Raw genomic sequence first — 15,758 nt, forward strand, 5'->3', positions numbered from 1 at the left:
TGCGAACCTGAAATACAAATATGGAAACAGGAAGTTTTGGTGTCGCGGATATTATGTAGATACAGTAGGAAGAAACAGAAAAATCATTCAGGAATTTATATAAAATCAATTACAAGAGGATATTCTTGAGGATCAAATGACCATGAAAGAATTCATTGATCCATTTACAGGAGAAGAAATAAAAGCAAAAAAGCGAAGATAATAAAACCACTTTAGTGGTAACGTGAAAACGGAGTGCGGTTGGCGGACCTTTCAGTGTGTCTTTAGACATGGGTCAGTACCCCAGCGTTTCACGCGTAGAGCAACCCACCAGTTAGACTGGTGGGTTCTGATTGCAAGGCAAACATCAATCTGCGCTTTTAATTTCTCTTGTAATGTCGGCAGTTTATTCCCGCCAAGCTATTCCCCGTAATGCTTGAATTTTCCCTTGCTGTGGAGCTTCGGATTGGTAATAATAGATAGCCCGTTTTCAAGGCAAATGCGGTCAGAGAGCCGCCGCACTGCACAGGCTGAACCGATAAAATTCCGGAATTTCCGTGTAAAGTCCAGCGAGGTTGAGTTGTAGTAAATATGGCAATGGGGGTGGGGGCGGTCTGCATGGGAAACCACAAAAAAGGCGTGTCGGCCTTTCGTCCAGCGCATGGCAAGGTCATAGCTTATTTTGAGGGCGGTTTCCGGGTCTGTTTCGCCGGGCGGGAACGCCTACCGGATTTGGTAATACAGCACATCATTATCCCGTTTTTGTTCTCGGCCCATGATGGCCTTGTACTTTGCTTTTGAGAGTGAAAATTCCGCGTCAGCCGTGGCCGGGTCACATTCATAGGCAAGAATCAAATCGCCATTGCGGGTCTTATTGGGATTTTTCCCGTAGTCAAAACCGTCCTTCAAGGTTTCCGTAATGGTCATGCCGCTTCCTGTATGACAGGTCATAAGGCGAGTGGTTGCGGGAATGTCCATGGGTTTAGGTGCTTCCGGCCCGTCCTTATCGGATTCATGCGGGGCGGCTCCGTCCTCATGGGAAAGTGTCGCTGTTTCCTCGGCGGTCTTTTCTGGGGCCGGAGCTTCGCCGCCAATCTCCGACATGGGCACGGGAGTGGTTTTTGCTTCTGCTGTGGCTTCCTGTGCCGGGGCAGTTTTTTCTTCGTCCGGCTTGTTTGGCTGATTTTTTGCCATGCGCTTTACCTCCTGTTCGTTTTATGGCATGAAAAAAGGGCCTGATTTTTCAATCAGACCCTACGGGATATTTGCAATCCCTCCTTTCGACTTCGGGCCAACTTGTCCCGAAGTTCCGCTATCCACGCAAAAACGCCGCCCATAGTCCCACTAAGGCGGCGCTTAGTTGTAGGTTAGCTCTCTATTTTCGGTTTTTATTTTATGTTGTACATTGTAAAAGGAAGGAATTATCCATGAAATAAATGATAAGGGAGAGATTTAACATGGTTGCATTAAAGAAAAAGCAAAATATATGGCTAGCATTTTTGTTACTCGTACTTGCCAGTAATTACACGCTTTATAACACTGGACTTGGTGTATCGATTTTACCAACTGAAACAAATGGAGTTGTTATTGGCTCATTAATTGATTTTGTTCTTGTTATACCTGTTTTATTTCTACTATATAAAGGAAAGTTTTCTATAAAACAAGCGGTTATTTTAGCAGCAGCTGGTTGTATTGCAGCTCGTTTTATTATCCCAATAGAACATCTGCAGCCATTTGTAGCAGTGACTTGGACTGGGTTTGCGATTGAAGGTACACTTATATTATTAGAAATTTTACTAGTTGCAACGCTTGTTCGTTATATGCCAAGAATTCTAGTGGATGTACGATCAACTACTATACCCGATTTGTTTTCATTTCCAAAAGCAGTTGAACAACATGCACCGAAGCATCCTATTATCCAGATGTTTTGCGCAGATTTTGTAGTATTTTACTACGCTTTTGCAAGTTGGAAAAGAAAAGAGCGACCTGGTTTAACCTTGCATAAAAACTCGAGCTATATTGCATTTATCATTATGCTAATCCATGGGACAGTCATTGAAACAATAGGGATTCATTGGTGGCTACATGAAAAATCAATAGTTCTTTCGATTTTATTACTTATTTTAAATGTATACACTGTTCTATTTTTTATAGCGGATATGCAGGCCATTCGTTTAAACCCTGTCCATGTAACATCTGAAAAATTGTATTTGTCTTTAGGATTGATGAAACGAGCAGAAATTCGCTTTGAGCAGATTGAAGAACTTATTGAGGATAAGGAACAATTGGAAAGAAAATTATCCAAAGATACAATTGATTTTATAGCACGTGATTTTGAAGCGGCATATCCACAGTTTATTTTAAAAATGAAGGAGCCTGTGGAAGTGACTTTCATGTTTGGCCTGAAAAAACGTTATAACAATGTAGCCATTAAAGCTGACCAAGCACAGGAATTTAGAAAAATACTTATCCAAGGAATTGAAGATAATAAATAATAAACAACGGGTGCTAGCAAACAAAGCTGGCACCTGTTTAATTTAGACATTAAGTCGGTTGGATTATACAGTTATATAAGTTGATTGCCCAAGGAAAGCGCCCATTTGAAGTGGGAAATGTTTTGAGTTTTGTGATTTTCAGAAGAATATCGTTTAGCGTTTACTGATAGGGGACATTACGGTGGCTAAAGAGATATGGAAATAGAAGCAATAACCCACCTATTTAATCTAGGTGGGCTATTGCATTTAATATGTCTTCACACACCGCATCCCAAAATTGTTGCTGTACAGAATCGCAATACACATATAGCTCTTTATTTAGGACATGCTCATATAGCTCAGAAATCGCTTCTTTATGAAAATGGAGTCGATGATTTAATGCTTCTCGTTCTTCCTCAATACAAAACGATTTATACATATCTCCGAGACGTTTAAGCTTTGCTAATTTTTGCTTCGTTCCTTCGTATTGTGTTTGATGAAATCGTCCTGCTGCGGTAGTCATAGAGATCTTTGCCCGATGCTCGGTATTTAACGTTCGCAATTCTTCCTGACGAATAGCCACACGATACCAAAACTCATAGCGAATAGGTAAGTCTTTTAGCTCGTATGTGAGCAAGGATTTTAAAATAAAACTAACATGCTCATAAGAGTCTATAGTCTTTTCTGATTCTTTAAACATACCAAACATACAGCCACCCCCGTTTAGTTTAATACTACGAATGAAGAGTAAAACCCTTTAAATTTCCTGTAATATTCAGGGAAGTAATGAAACAATAAAAATCTCTGGATATTAATAGAAAACCAGCTAAAATACAAGCTTAAAAGAGGTGTTTATAAAAAAATAAATCTTGCTACATTTACTTATGTAACAAGACTTTAAAAGTTGAATTATAAAATTAAATTAAGTTTATATTTTGAGGTTTACTTTTTTTATTATTCCCACTACTAACAAAATCCATAGAAAACTATTTCCAACAGAATGGGTTACAAAAGAGGCCCATGTTGAATTAGTAAACTGGGCGATCCATGGAGCAATAAGCATGCTAGGAAGCATATTGATAAAATGCCACTTCAGACAAGCATGAATAACCCATGCCCAAAGTAATCCATTTACTACCCAAGCCCAGCTTCCGAAAATCTCTTGTTGAATAGGAAGGAAAAAACCTCTCCACATTATTTCTTCACTAAGAATAGCAAAAAGGTGTAACGGAATAAATATGGTTATCATTTTTTTGTTAAAACGTCTACTTTATGTAAATAGTTGATTGGAGTGGAGACTGGGCGACTCCTTGGGGATCAGCGATAGAGGAACGAAGGCTAAAACCATCACATCTTGTGATAACGCCTTCGTGACCAACCTCGTGTTGGCCCGAGACCCTGCAGCGAAGCGAAGCGGCTCATCGGACGTCCCCAGGAAAGAGCCCAGTCGGAACGGAAATCAACCACACGTTTTGGTGATGATTCAAAATATTTTGCCATATCCAAGTATTTCCCTCTAAATGATACAGTAGTAATGATACTGTGCAACAGATAGGACATGTGAAGTCTCCTTCTTAAAGAGGATATATTTACAAATAACATATAAACATAAATTGTTATATTTTTCTATATGTATTTTTTTGTCATAGTTACATCTAATATACATTTACCAGCACTAGATTTTGCCACACGGTAAGAATCTAGTGTTTTTTATGATGATAAAAACGGATAAGTTATCACAAAATTCTCTACCTTTTGCATAGAAAAGGGCTGTTTTTGAAGAAATATGGAAATAGCATTTACAAAATAAAAATAAATGTGTTAACTTAAAAAATGTAAACGGTTAACTTAAAGGAGGGGAAGGGTTAACGATGCAACATTTTTGGGTTGTTGGAACGGACACAGATGTCGGTAAAACGGTTATCACTACATTACTGATGCGTCAATTTCAAAAGCATGATTTACAAGTCACACCTTATAAGCCCGTGCAAACTGGCGAAATTAATGAGAATGGGCATTGCTATTATTACGATACAGCAATGTATGAAAAGTATTCATTACAAAAACTAAAGCAAGAAAACTTAAATGGCTATTCGTTTAAGGAAGCCGCATCACCACATTTTGCTGCACAACTGGAGGGACAGCAAATAAATGTGGAGCATTTATTACAGCAAATGCAGTTGTTACAGCAAACATACGATGTCGTGATTTGTGAAGGAGCAGGTGGACTGTTTGTCCCATTAGATTCATATGGAGAAAATACGCTTCTTGATGTCATCGTTCAAAGTAAGCTTCCAGTGGTTCTTGTCACGCGAACAACATTAGGAACGATTAACCATACATTGCTTACACTTGAGGCATTACATGCTCGTAATGTTGAAGTTCTTGGCATTGTATTTAATGGAGACACAGGTAGTCAGATGGAACAAGATAATGTGAAGACGATTCTACAACATCATGATTTGCCATATGCGACGATCCCAAAGCTCGGGGAAATTTCACTGATTGTTGACTACTCTATTTCACACACTTCTTTGTTTGAAAGGTTGGTCAAATATGAAGCAAGCATTAACTGAATTGCAGACGAGAGATTTACAGCATGTTTGGCATCCTTGCTCTCAAATGAAGGACTATGAGCAATTCCCGCCTATTGTTATTAAAAAAGGACAAGGGGTATGGCTTTACGATGAAAATAATAATCGCTATTTAGACGCCGTATCTTCCTGGTGGGTCAATTTATTTGGACATGCGAATCCGCGTATAAGTCAAGCATTAAGCGATCAAGCGTTTACATTAGAGCATACAATCTTTGCGAATTTTTCACATGAACCTGCCATTAAGGTGGCAGAAAAATTAGTCGCTTTAACGCCAGATGGTTTAAATAAAGTATTTTTTGCAGATAACGGCTCTTCTGCAATAGAAGTCGCATTAAAAATGAGTTTTCAATATCATATGCAGACGGGAAAAACGACGAAAAAGCGTTTTTTGGCGTTAACAGATGCTTATCACGGTGAAACACTTGGTGCCTTATCTGTTGGTGGAGTAGGGCTGTATAACGAAGTGTATCAGCCGCTTTTATTGGATACAGTACGTGCACAAGGACCGGATTGCTTCCGATGTCCTTTTCAAGAGAATCCAGGAAGCTGTCAAGCCCAATGTATACAGTTTGTGGAAGAAGAGCTTAGTCAGCACCATGAAGAAATTACAGCTATTATTATTGAGCCACTCATTCAAGCAGCTGCAGGCATGAAAATGTATCCTCCACTATATTTGAAGCGATTACGAGAGCTTTGTACAAAATACGATGTGCATTTTATTGCAGATGAAATTGCAGTTGGGTTTGGACGAACAGGTACATTATTTGCCTGTGAGCAAGCGGGTATTGCTCCAGATTTTATGTGCTTATCAAAAGGTTTAACGGGTGGTTATTTGCCACTATCTGCAGTTTTAACGACTGATAATGTATTCAACGCTTTTTATGATGATTACGGTACAATGAAAGCGTTTTTACACTCTCATAGCTATTCCGGTAATACACTTGCTTGTCGTGTAGCCTTAGAAGTTTTGACAATGTTTGAAGAGGAACATGTGATCGATATGATACAAAACAAGGGTGAACGTATGCGAGAGTTAGCTATGAATGCATTTGGGGAGTTGCCGTTTGTTGGGGAATATCGACAAGTAGGACTAGTTGGTGCAATAGAATTAGTCGCCAATCGTGAAACAAAGGAGCCGCTACCTAGTGAGGAACGAATCGGTTATCAAATCTATAAACGTGCCTTAGCAAAGGGCTTACTCATTCGTCCTCTCGGAAATATATTATATTTCATGCCTCCATACATTATATCTGATGATGAAATGAGTTTTATGATTGATACAACAAAAGAGACGATCATGCAATTTTTTAAGGAGCGGGAGGGAGTAAGTTGTTCAAACGACAATCAACACTGTCACTTGTGATGATTGCGATGTTTGCCGCTTTAACCGCAATCGGTGCATTTATTAAAATACCGCTACCAGTAGTGCCTTTTACATTACAAATAGTTTTTGTATTTTTAGCAGGCAGTTTGCTCGGCAGTCGCAATGGATTGCAAAGTCAGCTTGTCTACATAGGGGTTGGTTTAGTTGGTCTGCCAGTTTTTACGCAAGGTGGAGGCATCACTTATGTATTGCAACCAACATTTGGCTTCCTTATCGGTTTTGCACTAGCCGCTTTAGTAATTGGTTTCATGATTGAAAGAGTGGATACGCCAACAAAAAAACATTTTATCGGTGCAAATATTGTCGGGCTTTTTATTATTTATGCGGTAGCAGTTCCATATTTATATGTGTCATTGAATTTTTGGTTACATATGAAAACGAGCTGGTCACATATTTTCGTAGTTGGCTTTTTAAACAGTATTGTTGCAGATTTTTGCTTAGCGATCGCTTCTGCATTTTTGGCCGAGCGACTTTACAAAGTATTTAATTCAGCAAGATCAATTACTTCTTTCAGCAGTAATCTCCCACCTCTATAGATGTGAGAGGAATGCAGATTTAAGTTATTTTCAGCAGATATCAAACATCAGCTGATATAGCCTCAGGAGGATTTCACGCAATTATACCGAGGCATAATTGATAAATTATACAAGTAGAGAGGGAGAATGTTAAATGAATTGGTTACAGTTAGCAGAGGAAGTTATTGCAGGAAAAATCATTAGCAATGAGGAGGCTCTTGCCATTTTAAATAGTAATGATGATGAACTTTTAAAGGTAATGGACGGTGCCTTTACTATTCGTAAGCATTATTATGGGAAAAAAGTAAAATTAAATATGATTATGAATGCTAAGAGCGGTTATTGTCCAGAGGATTGTGGCTATTGTTCACAGTCATCTAAATCAACTGCACCGATTGAAAAATATCCATTCATTACGAAAGAGGAAATTTTAGCAGGGGCAAAACGAGCATTTGACAATAAAATTGGCACTTATTGCATCGTGGCAAGTGGTCGTGGGCCAACTCGAAAGGATGTCAATGTTGTAAGTGAAGCTGTTACAGAAATTAAAGAGAAGTATGGCTTAAAAGTATGTGCCTGTCTTGGCTTATTAAAAGAAGAACAGGCACAGCAATTAAAAGAGGCAGGGGTGGATCGTTACAATCATAACTTAAATACATCTGAACGACATCATTCCTATATTACTACGTCTCATACGTATGAAGATCGTGTTAATACGGTTGAAATTGCGAAAAAGCATGGAATATCACCTTGCTCAGGTGCCATTATCGGTATGAAGGAAACAAAGGAGGATGTCGTGAATATTGCGCGTGCACTTCATCAGTTAGACGCGGATTCCATCCCGGTTAACTTCTTAAATGCGATTGATGGCACGAAACTAGAAGGGACGAAGGAATTAAATCCACGCTATTGTTTAAAGGTATTAGCGTTATTCCGTTATATGAATCCAACAAAGGAAATTCGTATTTCTGGTGGTCGTGAAGTCAATCTTGGGTCACTTCAGCCACTAGGCTTATATGCAGCAAACAGTATCTTTGTTGGAGATTATTTAACAACTGAAGGACAAGAAGCAAACAGTGATTATCGTATGCTTGAGGATTTAGGCTTTGAAATTGAATTAACGGAAAAGCAAGCAGCAATTTGCTAAATAAAAACTTATGGAATAAAATCTACTACTACTACTTAATTATCATCGAATTGGAAAGTCGTATGTGCGTCGTGGAAAAGGCGTACATACGGCTTTTTCTGTTGGACGGATAACAACGAGAAATGCTCAGGTAGGGTAATGTGCTCAGGTTCGTCGTGGGAACGCTCATGTAGGCGAGAAAAATGCCCGGGTTCATCATGGAAATGCTTAGGTAGTAAGAAAAGTGCTCAGATCCGTCGAAAACCCACGATTGGCATATAAGAGATAAAGTTAGGCTAAAACGAAAAGAACTGTTTTTATGCCTTAAAAAATCTGGTTTTCACAAATTGTTCAATGAAAGCGTTTTGAAATTGAACAGTTTGTGAAGGGCTTCACATAATACTTTATTTTTGAAAAAAACGGCGTAAAATAAGAATCAAGTAAGAGAATGTTATAAAACAGTTTGAAAAAGTATCACGGTTTTTAGTGGTTGTTATATTACAAAAACGAATTAGAAGGGAGAATTTAGCATGTGGGTTATTACAGTTTTTGATAAAAAGGACGTTCGAATTTTTGAGTATACAAACAAAGATGAGGCGACAAAAGCTTTAGCGAAATTTAAGAAAAATGCAGTTTTAACGTATACAAAATAATTTTAGATGAAAATAAAGCAACCCTTTTCGACGCTATAGCGCACGAAGCGGGTTGCTTTTTACGTTATATAGATTAACCTTTTAATGAACGAGAATCGAAATCGCACTATTCACTAATAAAAGAGCCATCAAAACCAATTAGAGCCAGCCGATTATGATGATGTTCATAATAATGTAGTTTCAACAATATAATCATCGTCATGTTTTACGTTCTGTGATAATAATTTTCTGTCAAAGTCTAAAGAGGGCTTTGAACTTACATGTGCATTATATTATGTAAATTTCCTCGCCTGCGTGAAAAAATGGTTAATGCTTTGATGAAATATTTCGAGTCAAGTTGTCATTTATCTGTTGGGAAAGAAGTTAATATGATGAGAAATAAGAAGAGATGGTGTGAAAATTTCACACCATCTCTTATCAATAACTTTTAAACGACTTTATAAAATGCTACCTAAGCGTTTAATACCTTCTCGGATGACTTCAGGTGTTGCATTCGTATAATTTAGGCGCATTGTATTAACATCAGTTTTTGATGTATAGAATGGATCGCCAGGTACGAAGGCTACTTTTTGCTCCATCGCTTTATGGAAGACATCTACTGACGAAGTTCCATTGTTCATTGTAGCCCAAATGAACATTCCACCGTCTGGTCGTGTGTAGTCCACATGTGCTGGGAAAAACTCTTCCATTGCATTTAGCATAGCATCTGCTTGATTTTTATATAACGCTATAATTTTTTGAACGTGTTCCATATAGTCATTGTTTGCTAGATAATCATAAATGACATATTGAGCGAAAATATTTGTGTGCAGGTCAGTTGCTTGCTTCGCTGTTTCGATATGCTGCAGTAATTCTTTATTTTTTGTAATGATAAAGCCAAGACGCATTCCTGGTGTGACCGTTTTAGAGAAAGAACCTAGCAAAATACTATTTTCTAATTTACCAGCACCAATGTACGGTAGTGGCTCACCTTGGAAGCGTAATTCTCCATACGGATCATCCTCAATTAACGCTACATCCTTATATTTTGCCATGATTTCGCAAATTTGCTGACGTTTTTCTTTAGAATACGTAAGGCCTGTTGGGTTTTGGAAATTTGGAACTGTATACACGAATTTTACATTTGGTTGTTGTAGTGCATTCTCTAACTCTTCTAAGTTTATTCCATCATTTTCGAGTGTTACACCATAGAAAGTTGGCTCACTTAATGTGAAGGCTTGAATGGCACCTAAATAACCGGGCTCCTCGATGACGATACCATCACCTTTGTTAATAAGTACTTTCCCAATTAATTCAAGAGCTTGCTGTGATCCAGTTGTAATAAATACATCGTCAGCATGGATATCTAGTCCGTGCACACGTTGATATTTTGCAGCAATGTACTCACGTAAAGGCGCATACCCTTGTGTAGAAGAATATTGGAATAGACGACTACCATTTTCCGTAATGGCATGGTTCGCAGATGCCTTTAATGCTTCAATTGGGAAAGAGATTGGGTTTGGAAGCCCCCCTGCAAAAGAAATGACATCCTCAGATTCAGTTACTTTCAAAATATTTCGGATGAATGAGGACGGGGTATTTAAAATCTTTTCTGAAAATTGCATAATTCTTCATTCCTTTTTTCTGATTTTTTAAAAATTATATCATTGCCATCATATGCATACAATATTATCATTGTATGCAAGACAATTAAATATTGTATGCAAAAATTGAGAGAGAAGGAGCTTAGCTTAGAATATGCCAGTTAATTCGTTTGAAGAATATCCAATGAGTTGGAAACCGGACATTAGTAAAAGTTCGGCTCCATTATATATAGCAATAGCTGAACGGCTGGAACAAGATATAAAGGATGGAAAATTACCGCCAGGCACCAAACTACCTCCTCAACGTGAGTTAGCTGATTTTTTAGATGTTAATTTAAGCACGATCACGAGGGCTTTGAAACTTTGTGGCCAGAAGGGGCTTATTTATGCTTCTATCGGAAATGGTACATTCGTTTCATCTGATGCAGCGACAAACAAAATGTTATTACCAACAAATAAATCTTCTCAGATGATTGAAATGGGCCCTGTATTGCCAGAAAATCATGCGAATGAGGATATTACACGTTATATGAAAAAGATGATGAATGATCCTCATTTTAGTAAATTATTTCAGTACGGACGACCGGAAGGAAATGTGTGGCAAACGGAAGCGGCAATGAAGCTTTTGGAAAAGGTCAATTTTCAAACAGATCAACCTGTATTGCTTGGAGCGGGGGGACAAAACGCCATTGTTGGCACGTTAGCTGCGTTGTTTCAGCCAGGAGATCGAATTGGTACAGATCCCATTACATATGCAGGTATAAAAACAGCTGCAAATATGCTTGGTATTCAATTAGTGGCAATCCAACAAAGAAACGGTGAAATGACAAGAGAGGGGTTATTATACGCTTGTAAAAATGAGCATATAAAAGGTCTTTATGTTATTCCTGATTTTCATAATCCAACTACCCATACAATGTCAATGGAGACAAGAAAAATGATTGCGGAGGTTGCGAGGCGGAAAGGCTTAATCGTCATTGAGGATGCGATTTATAGTTTTCTTAAGGAGAAGCCGCTTGCACCAATAGCGTCCTATGCTCCTGAAAAGGTTATTTATATTGCTAGTGTATCAAAAACCATCTCACCTGGCTTACGACTATCCTATATCGTTACACCGCCAGCGCTACGAAAAAAAATAATGGAAACACTGTATAATATAAATATTTCAGTGTCTCTCATGATGGTGGAGCTTACAGCAAGGATGATTCACGATGGCGTTGCACAGACAATTTTAGAGAAGCACCGGTTGTATGCCAAGCAACAAAATGCCCTTGTCGATCAATATTTAGGGGAATATAACATTTTAGGAGAAGAAGAATGTATTTTCAGATGGCTTATACTCCCCGAAAAATTCACCAGCGTTCAGTTTGAATTACTAGCAGCAAAAGCTGGTGTGCAAGTGTATGCTGCCGAACGTTTTGCCGTAGGAAATGCGAAGCTAGTTAATGCAGTTCGTTTGGCCATCACTGCACCTGAAAATCAGCTTGAACAAGCACTCATCATTTTGAGGGAATTACTTGAAAGTGATGGTGACTATACATTTGTTGATTAATGTAAGGAAAGCTTATAATAAAAGTATGTAAAGAAAATTGTCATACAATAGCGCATAAAGGACGTAAATGAATAGTTTTTATGTGTCAATGAGTAGGCGCATGACCCTAGTCTAAAAGGTAAGCCAAAGTAAATGAGGAGATAGAACATGAATAAAGGAAGAATCATTTTACATATCGACCTTAATTGCTTTTATGCCTCTGTTGAACAAATATATGATCCCTCATTAAAAGGGAAACCCGTAGCCATCGCAGGTAATCCTAAAGAGCGTAGAGGTATTATTATTACGTGTAGTTACGAAGCAAGAGCAAGTGGTGTTTATACAACTATGAATGTCGGAGAGGCGCGGCGAAAGTGCCCAGAGTTAATAATACTTCCTCCTAATTTCGAACGGTATAGAGCTGCGTCTAAATCATTTTTTAATTTGTTGAAAGAGTATAGCGATATTCTCCAACCAGTTTCGATCGATGAAGGATATTTGCAACTTCCGATAGTAGAAGGCCAAATTGTACTGCAACACGTACAAAATATGCAAAATAGAATCTGGAACGAATTGCAACTCCCTTGTTCAATCGGTATTGCACCGAATAAATTTTTGGCGAAAATGGCAAGTGATATGAAAAAGCCAATGGGTATTACAGTACTCCGAAAGCGTGATGTTCCAACAATATTGTGGCCGATGAATGTCATTGAGATGCATGGGGTTGGCAAAAGTACAGCGGAGAAATTGGAGAATTTAGGTATTCGAACAATTGGAGAACTAGCTACAGCTGATGAATATGTATTAAAGCAAAACTTCGGCATTAATGGTTTACGGATGAAGCAAAAGGCAAATGGTGAAGATGATAGGCCTGTTGATCCAGAAGCTATATATGATACGAAAAGTGTAGGGAATTCAACAACACTTTCTCATGATACGACAGATAGAGATGAACTATATAAAGTAATTGCAACACTTTCTGAAAAGGTAGCGGACAGATTAAAGGCCAAGAAACTTGCTGGCGTTACAGTAAGTATCATGATCCGTTCAGCTGATTGGGAAACTTGTACACGAAGTAAGACCATCAATAACGCGATTCATTCAAAAGAGGATATCGCTGAGCATGCCTGGTATTTATTTAATAAGCATTGGGATGAGGAACCTGTACGATTACTAGGTGTTACCATATCGAATGTCAGTGATATTAAAGAAACGACACAACAGCTAACGTTATTTAACTTTGAAGAGCATGTAAAAGATGAACCAATTATTAAACTGGTTGATCAAATCGAGCAAAAGTTTGGAAAAGGAACAATTTTGCGAGGTTCAGATATTGCCAAACCAGTAGGGAAATATCAAGCAAATACGAGTTTTAGTAAAGACTTTTGGGATGAACATAAGTAGAATAAATAATCAAACTTTAAAAATAAAATAGAAAACCGTCATTTCGATCAACCTTTTTTCGCAATGACGGTTTTCTATTTGTATTCAGATTGAAAGCAGCTTATTTAAGTGGAAATATTATATGTTCGTAGAAAATTCATTTTCCTTTTGTTCATAGTTTTCACGGCGATCTTTGATGTTTTGTAATACACTATCTAGCACATTCCGTTCAGACAGCGTTTGATAAAGGACATTTTGTACCTGTGCAGCTTCCTTGTTTTCTTCTTGGTTACTTAGAAATTCACTGTATGTTCCCATATATTCATGATAATCAATATTAGAAAGTGTCTTAGCAGCAATTTGGTTGTGTTTAGTTAACGCAGAAGTAAACTGTTTACGTGCCTCATCTGGTTGGGCAGGTATTAGTTTAATTTTACCTCTTGTATCTGTGTTACCTGTGAAGTCAAGGAATTGATAATCGAAAGCCAATGGTTTAGCAAGAGCGATATGAGCGTGAAGAGCAACAGCATGGTCAGGAAGTTTTTCAGTTATCTCACGAAGGATATCGTTTCCTTTGTCAAGATAACGACTGCCATCGAAGGCAAGAACACGTCCTACTTCTTCAGAGAAATAGTCTTGAGCAAGGAATTCCTGATCGTATCCTGTAGGTGGTAAAACTCGAAGTCTTAAGTTATTTGATACGATGTTATGGCCGTTTATTTGCATAGCTACTTGAATGTTATAAAATCCTGGGTCATCAATTAACCAGCCATTTTTCCCTACAGACGCGAAAATAGTTTCGTACAGTGATTCACCAGGCATTATTACCTTGTTCTCTTTGTTCCACAAATATTGAACATGAGGTAGTAATCGCCGTCCTTGTTTTCCATCTTTTTTAACCATTACAGACATTCCGTATAAGTCAGACAATAAATGTTTATTGATTGACTGAGGTTGGTTCGAAGTATTCGTTAGTTTGATTTCAATAACTGTAGGTTCTAACCATTGGAATATAGGTGATTTACGGTTAACCCTCAATTCAAGATTAAAAGAAGGGTGAATAGAAATGTTGGATTGCTCAAAACCATGATCTACAGCCCAGTCAGCATTACCCATTTGTACGAAGCGCTCAGGTGCGTGTCGCATAAACAACAGTTCTTGATCACTAAAACGATACTCAAAGTTTTTAAAGAACGCTTTGCCACCAGTTTTACTATCAAAATTGTAAGGATAATTCATAAAGCTTAGAGCCTTTGGTTCTGGGGTAAGAGGGCGCTCCAAAGGTTCCCAAGGATAACCTAGGTGTTTTTGCCAAGAGTGCAGCAGATTAAAAGCATGTCCCATCTCATGGCAAGCACACCAAAAACGATAGCGCTGTACAAAAGCCTCAGGAGCGGGGTCACCTTTAGGTGGATCGGCAATAAATGAATTATTAAAAATGGCAGTCCCTTGACGATGATTCGGACCTATGCTATCAAACATAATACCGCCTAGACCATGGCCTTCTTCAGCTTCCGAATTTGCAAAGAATGTCCACATGGACCATTGGGGCTTATTATCAAAGTGTGACCAATATACTTGCATGGCATCATGCATCTCTTGAGTGTTCCACTTTTTATCAGTCCCTGCATAGTCTTTGGAAACAATATTATTACCGTCTGATATTTTTACATCAAACCCAGTGCGTTTAAAAACCTCTGAAATTGATAAAGTTTCATCCGGCAAAGATGTAGGCTTGTCTGGATGAGCGTGAGTTTGATAGGTAGTAACTGGTGTTGTATCTACTTCAGCATCAAATTCAAATTCCACAGGGTGGAAGTAAGGAGATTGAAACTGGAACGTGCTAGTTCTGTCTGTCTCCCCTCCAATCAGAAACGCGACTTCTGCAGTATGCTGTTCAGGTAATGAACCGCGTGTTACTTGTATTTTTACATTTGTATAAGGAAATGATTGTATGTCGTCTAAGTATTTATTTCGAATATTGCCTGTCCAAGTATCTGGACCATTCGCTGTTAACTTAGCAATCCAATGAATAGTAGAAGACATGTTTGAAATAATAGTGCCGCTTGCTACCATTTGTGGGTAGTATCCGTCTACATCGATGCGAAGTTCCTCACGGATTTGCTGTTCACTCCATACATATAAGCCACTAATTGGTGCGAGGGGAAATTCTCCTAAACTGGAAGGGGTAATGGCTTTTACTTTTGGTTCGTTCGTTTTGTTTTGATCCATCTGTATTACCTCCATGTTTATTATTTTTTTGTCTTTCTTCCTCAATCCCAAGAGCCACAATGCTACGTAAAAAAATGGAAAATGTGTTTCGAGTATTATATATGCAGCAGAAACTATAAATATGACACTATAAATAGTAAAATAAATACAGTGAATAAAAATGTGGGAATAATCTGATTATTTCCCGAGAAATACAAGAAGGAAGGTGTGAGAATATATAATAAGGAGTACGGTGATCTACATAATCCACTCATATTGTTAGTTTGGCTAATGCACTAGACCTAGGCGAATCTGTTGTAAT

At 38.2% G+C, this 15,758-nt stretch carries 13 protein-coding genes and 2 pseudogenes; 9 read left to right on the forward strand and 6 right to left on the reverse strand.

The genetic code is table 11. The features are described from left to right. Positions 1–202: pseudogene (locus ACIQZA_RS23655) on the forward strand (IS200/IS605 family transposase); the annotation flags it as partial. 197 nt (positions 203–399) lie between these two features. Here ACIQZA_RS23655 and ACIQZA_RS23660 read toward each other — a convergent pair. Together ACIQZA_RS23660 and ACIQZA_RS23665 are read right to left on the reverse strand one after the other, a co-directional pair. Continuing rightward, positions 400–687, reverse strand: a pseudogene (locus ACIQZA_RS23660) (relaxase/mobilization nuclease domain-containing protein); the annotation flags it as partial. A 15-nt stretch (positions 688–702) separates the two neighbouring features. Continuing rightward, the gene (locus ACIQZA_RS23665; protein ID WP_402884302.1) at positions 703–1,173 is read right to left on the reverse strand and encodes a hypothetical protein; all 471 of its coding nucleotides are present in this window, start codon (positions 1,171–1,173) and stop codon (positions 703–705) included. A 263-nt stretch (positions 1,174–1,436) separates the two neighbouring features. Here ACIQZA_RS23665 and ACIQZA_RS23670 point away from each other — a divergent pair, with 263 nt between their 5' ends. Beyond that, positions 1,437–2,474 carry a beta-carotene 15,15'-monooxygenase gene (locus ACIQZA_RS23670; RefSeq protein WP_402884301.1) on the forward strand — a complete coding sequence of 346 codons (1,038 nt, stop codon included), beginning with the start codon at positions 1,437–1,439 and terminating at the stop codon, positions 2,472–2,474. A gap of 223 nt (positions 2,475–2,697) precedes the next feature. Here ACIQZA_RS23670 and ACIQZA_RS23675 read toward each other — a convergent pair whose 3' ends face one another. Continuing rightward, positions 2,698–3,162, reverse strand: a complete 465-nt coding sequence (locus ACIQZA_RS23675; protein ID WP_402884299.1) for a hypothetical protein — start codon at positions 3,160–3,162, stop codon at positions 2,698–2,700. Positions 3,163–3,381: 219 nt separating this feature from the next. Further along, a complete protein-coding gene (locus tag ACIQZA_RS23680) occupies positions 3,382–3,702 on the reverse strand; it encodes a CPBP family glutamic-type intramembrane protease (protein ID WP_402884297.1) in 321 nt (106 codons plus the stop codon). A 622-nt stretch (positions 3,703–4,324) separates the two neighbouring features. Between ACIQZA_RS23680 and bioD the strand changes: the two genes are divergently transcribed. The 5 genes from bioD to ACIQZA_RS23705 all read left to right on the forward strand — a co-directional run bounded on the left by bioD (position 4,325) and on the right by ACIQZA_RS23705 (position 8,728). After that, positions 4,325–5,029 carry a dethiobiotin synthase gene (gene bioD, locus ACIQZA_RS23685; protein WP_402884296.1) on the forward strand — a complete coding sequence of 235 codons (705 nt, stop codon included), beginning with the start codon at positions 4,325–4,327 and terminating at the stop codon, positions 5,027–5,029. Beyond that, positions 5,010–6,413: an adenosylmethionine--8-amino-7-oxononanoate transaminase gene (gene bioA, locus ACIQZA_RS23690; protein WP_402884294.1), complete on the forward strand. Its 1,404-nt coding sequence runs from the start codon at positions 5,010–5,012 to the stop codon at positions 6,411–6,413. Before bioD ends, bioA begins: the two co-directional genes overlap by 20 nt. After that, positions 6,380–6,970: a biotin transporter BioY gene (locus ACIQZA_RS23695; RefSeq protein WP_402884293.1), complete on the forward strand. Its 591-nt coding sequence runs from the start codon at positions 6,380–6,382 to the stop codon at positions 6,968–6,970. The genes bioA and ACIQZA_RS23695 overlap by 34 nt, the downstream gene beginning before the upstream one ends. Positions 6,971–7,103: 133 nt before the next feature. After that, complete coding sequence (bioB, locus tag ACIQZA_RS23700; protein ID WP_402884291.1) at positions 7,104–8,096, forward strand: biotin synthase BioB; 993 nt, start codon at positions 7,104–7,106, stop codon at positions 8,094–8,096. Positions 8,097–8,605: 509 nt separating this feature from the next. Next, positions 8,606–8,728, forward strand: coding sequence for a hypothetical protein (locus ACIQZA_RS23705; RefSeq protein WP_323656811.1), 123 nt, complete (start codon positions 8,606–8,608; stop codon positions 8,726–8,728). A gap of 437 nt (positions 8,729–9,165) precedes the next feature. Here ACIQZA_RS23705 and ACIQZA_RS23710 read toward each other — a convergent pair whose 3' ends face one another. After that, positions 9,166–10,332: an aminotransferase-like domain-containing protein gene (locus tag ACIQZA_RS23710; RefSeq protein WP_402884289.1), complete on the reverse strand. Its 1,167-nt coding sequence runs from the start codon at positions 10,330–10,332 to the stop codon at positions 9,166–9,168. A 133-nt stretch (positions 10,333–10,465) separates the two neighbouring features. Here ACIQZA_RS23710 and ACIQZA_RS23715 point away from each other — a divergent pair, with 133 nt between their 5' ends. Both ACIQZA_RS23715 and ACIQZA_RS23720 read left to right on the forward strand, forming a co-directional pair. After that, the gene (locus ACIQZA_RS23715) at positions 10,466–11,863 is read left to right on the forward strand and encodes an aminotransferase-like domain-containing protein (protein WP_402884288.1); all 1,398 of its coding nucleotides are present in this window, start codon (positions 10,466–10,468) and stop codon (positions 11,861–11,863) included. Between the two features lie 147 nt (positions 11,864–12,010). Beyond that, positions 12,011–13,246, forward strand: a complete 1,236-nt coding sequence (locus tag ACIQZA_RS23720) for a DNA polymerase IV (protein ID WP_402884286.1) — start codon at positions 12,011–12,013, stop codon at positions 13,244–13,246. 117 nt (positions 13,247–13,363) lie between these two features. On the opposite strand, the gene ACIQZA_RS23725 is transcribed toward ACIQZA_RS23720, so the two are convergent. Continuing rightward, positions 13,364–15,457 (reverse strand): hypothetical protein, encoded by a 2,094-nt coding sequence (locus ACIQZA_RS23725; protein WP_402884284.1) that lies wholly within the window; start codon positions 15,455–15,457, stop codon positions 13,364–13,366. Positions 15,458–15,758 lie beyond the last annotated feature (301 nt).

Origin of the sequence: Lysinibacillus sp. NPDC096382 (assembly GCF_044762845.1) — a bacterium.
Lineage (GTDB): Bacteria > Bacillota > Bacilli > Bacillales_A > Planococcaceae > Lysinibacillus.

Coding starts and splice junctions, on each gene's coding strand:
- ACIQZA_RS23665 (WP_402884302.1), bottom strand. CDS start 1,173: ATGGCAAAAAATCAGCCAAACAAGCCGGACGAAGAAAAAACTGCCCCG.
- ACIQZA_RS23670 (WP_402884301.1), top strand. CDS start 1,437: ATGGTTGCATTAAAGAAAAAGCAAAATATATGGCTAGCATTTTTGTTA.
- ACIQZA_RS23675 (WP_402884299.1), bottom strand. CDS start 3,162: ATGTTTGGTATGTTTAAAGAATCAGAAAAGACTATAGACTCTTATGAG.
- ACIQZA_RS23680 (WP_402884297.1), bottom strand. CDS start 3,702: ATGATAACCATATTTATTCCGTTACACCTTTTTGCTATTCTTAGTGAA.
- bioD (WP_402884296.1), top strand. CDS start 4,325: ATGCAACATTTTTGGGTTGTTGGAACGGACACAGATGTCGGTAAAACG.
- bioA (WP_402884294.1), top strand. CDS start 5,010: ATGAAGCAAGCATTAACTGAATTGCAGACGAGAGATTTACAGCATGTT.
- bioB (WP_402884291.1), top strand. CDS start 7,104: ATGAATTGGTTACAGTTAGCAGAGGAAGTTATTGCAGGAAAAATCATT.
- ACIQZA_RS23705 (WP_323656811.1), top strand. CDS start 8,606: ATGTGGGTTATTACAGTTTTTGATAAAAAGGACGTTCGAATTTTTGAG.
- ACIQZA_RS23710 (WP_402884289.1), bottom strand. CDS start 10,332: ATGCAATTTTCAGAAAAGATTTTAAATACCCCGTCCTCATTCATCCGA.
- ACIQZA_RS23715 (WP_402884288.1), top strand. CDS start 10,466: ATGCCAGTTAATTCGTTTGAAGAATATCCAATGAGTTGGAAACCGGAC.
- ACIQZA_RS23720 (WP_402884286.1), top strand. CDS start 12,011: ATGAATAAAGGAAGAATCATTTTACATATCGACCTTAATTGCTTTTAT.
- ACIQZA_RS23725 (WP_402884284.1), bottom strand. CDS start 15,457: ATGGATCAAAACAAAACGAACGAACCAAAAGTAAAAGCCATTACCCCT.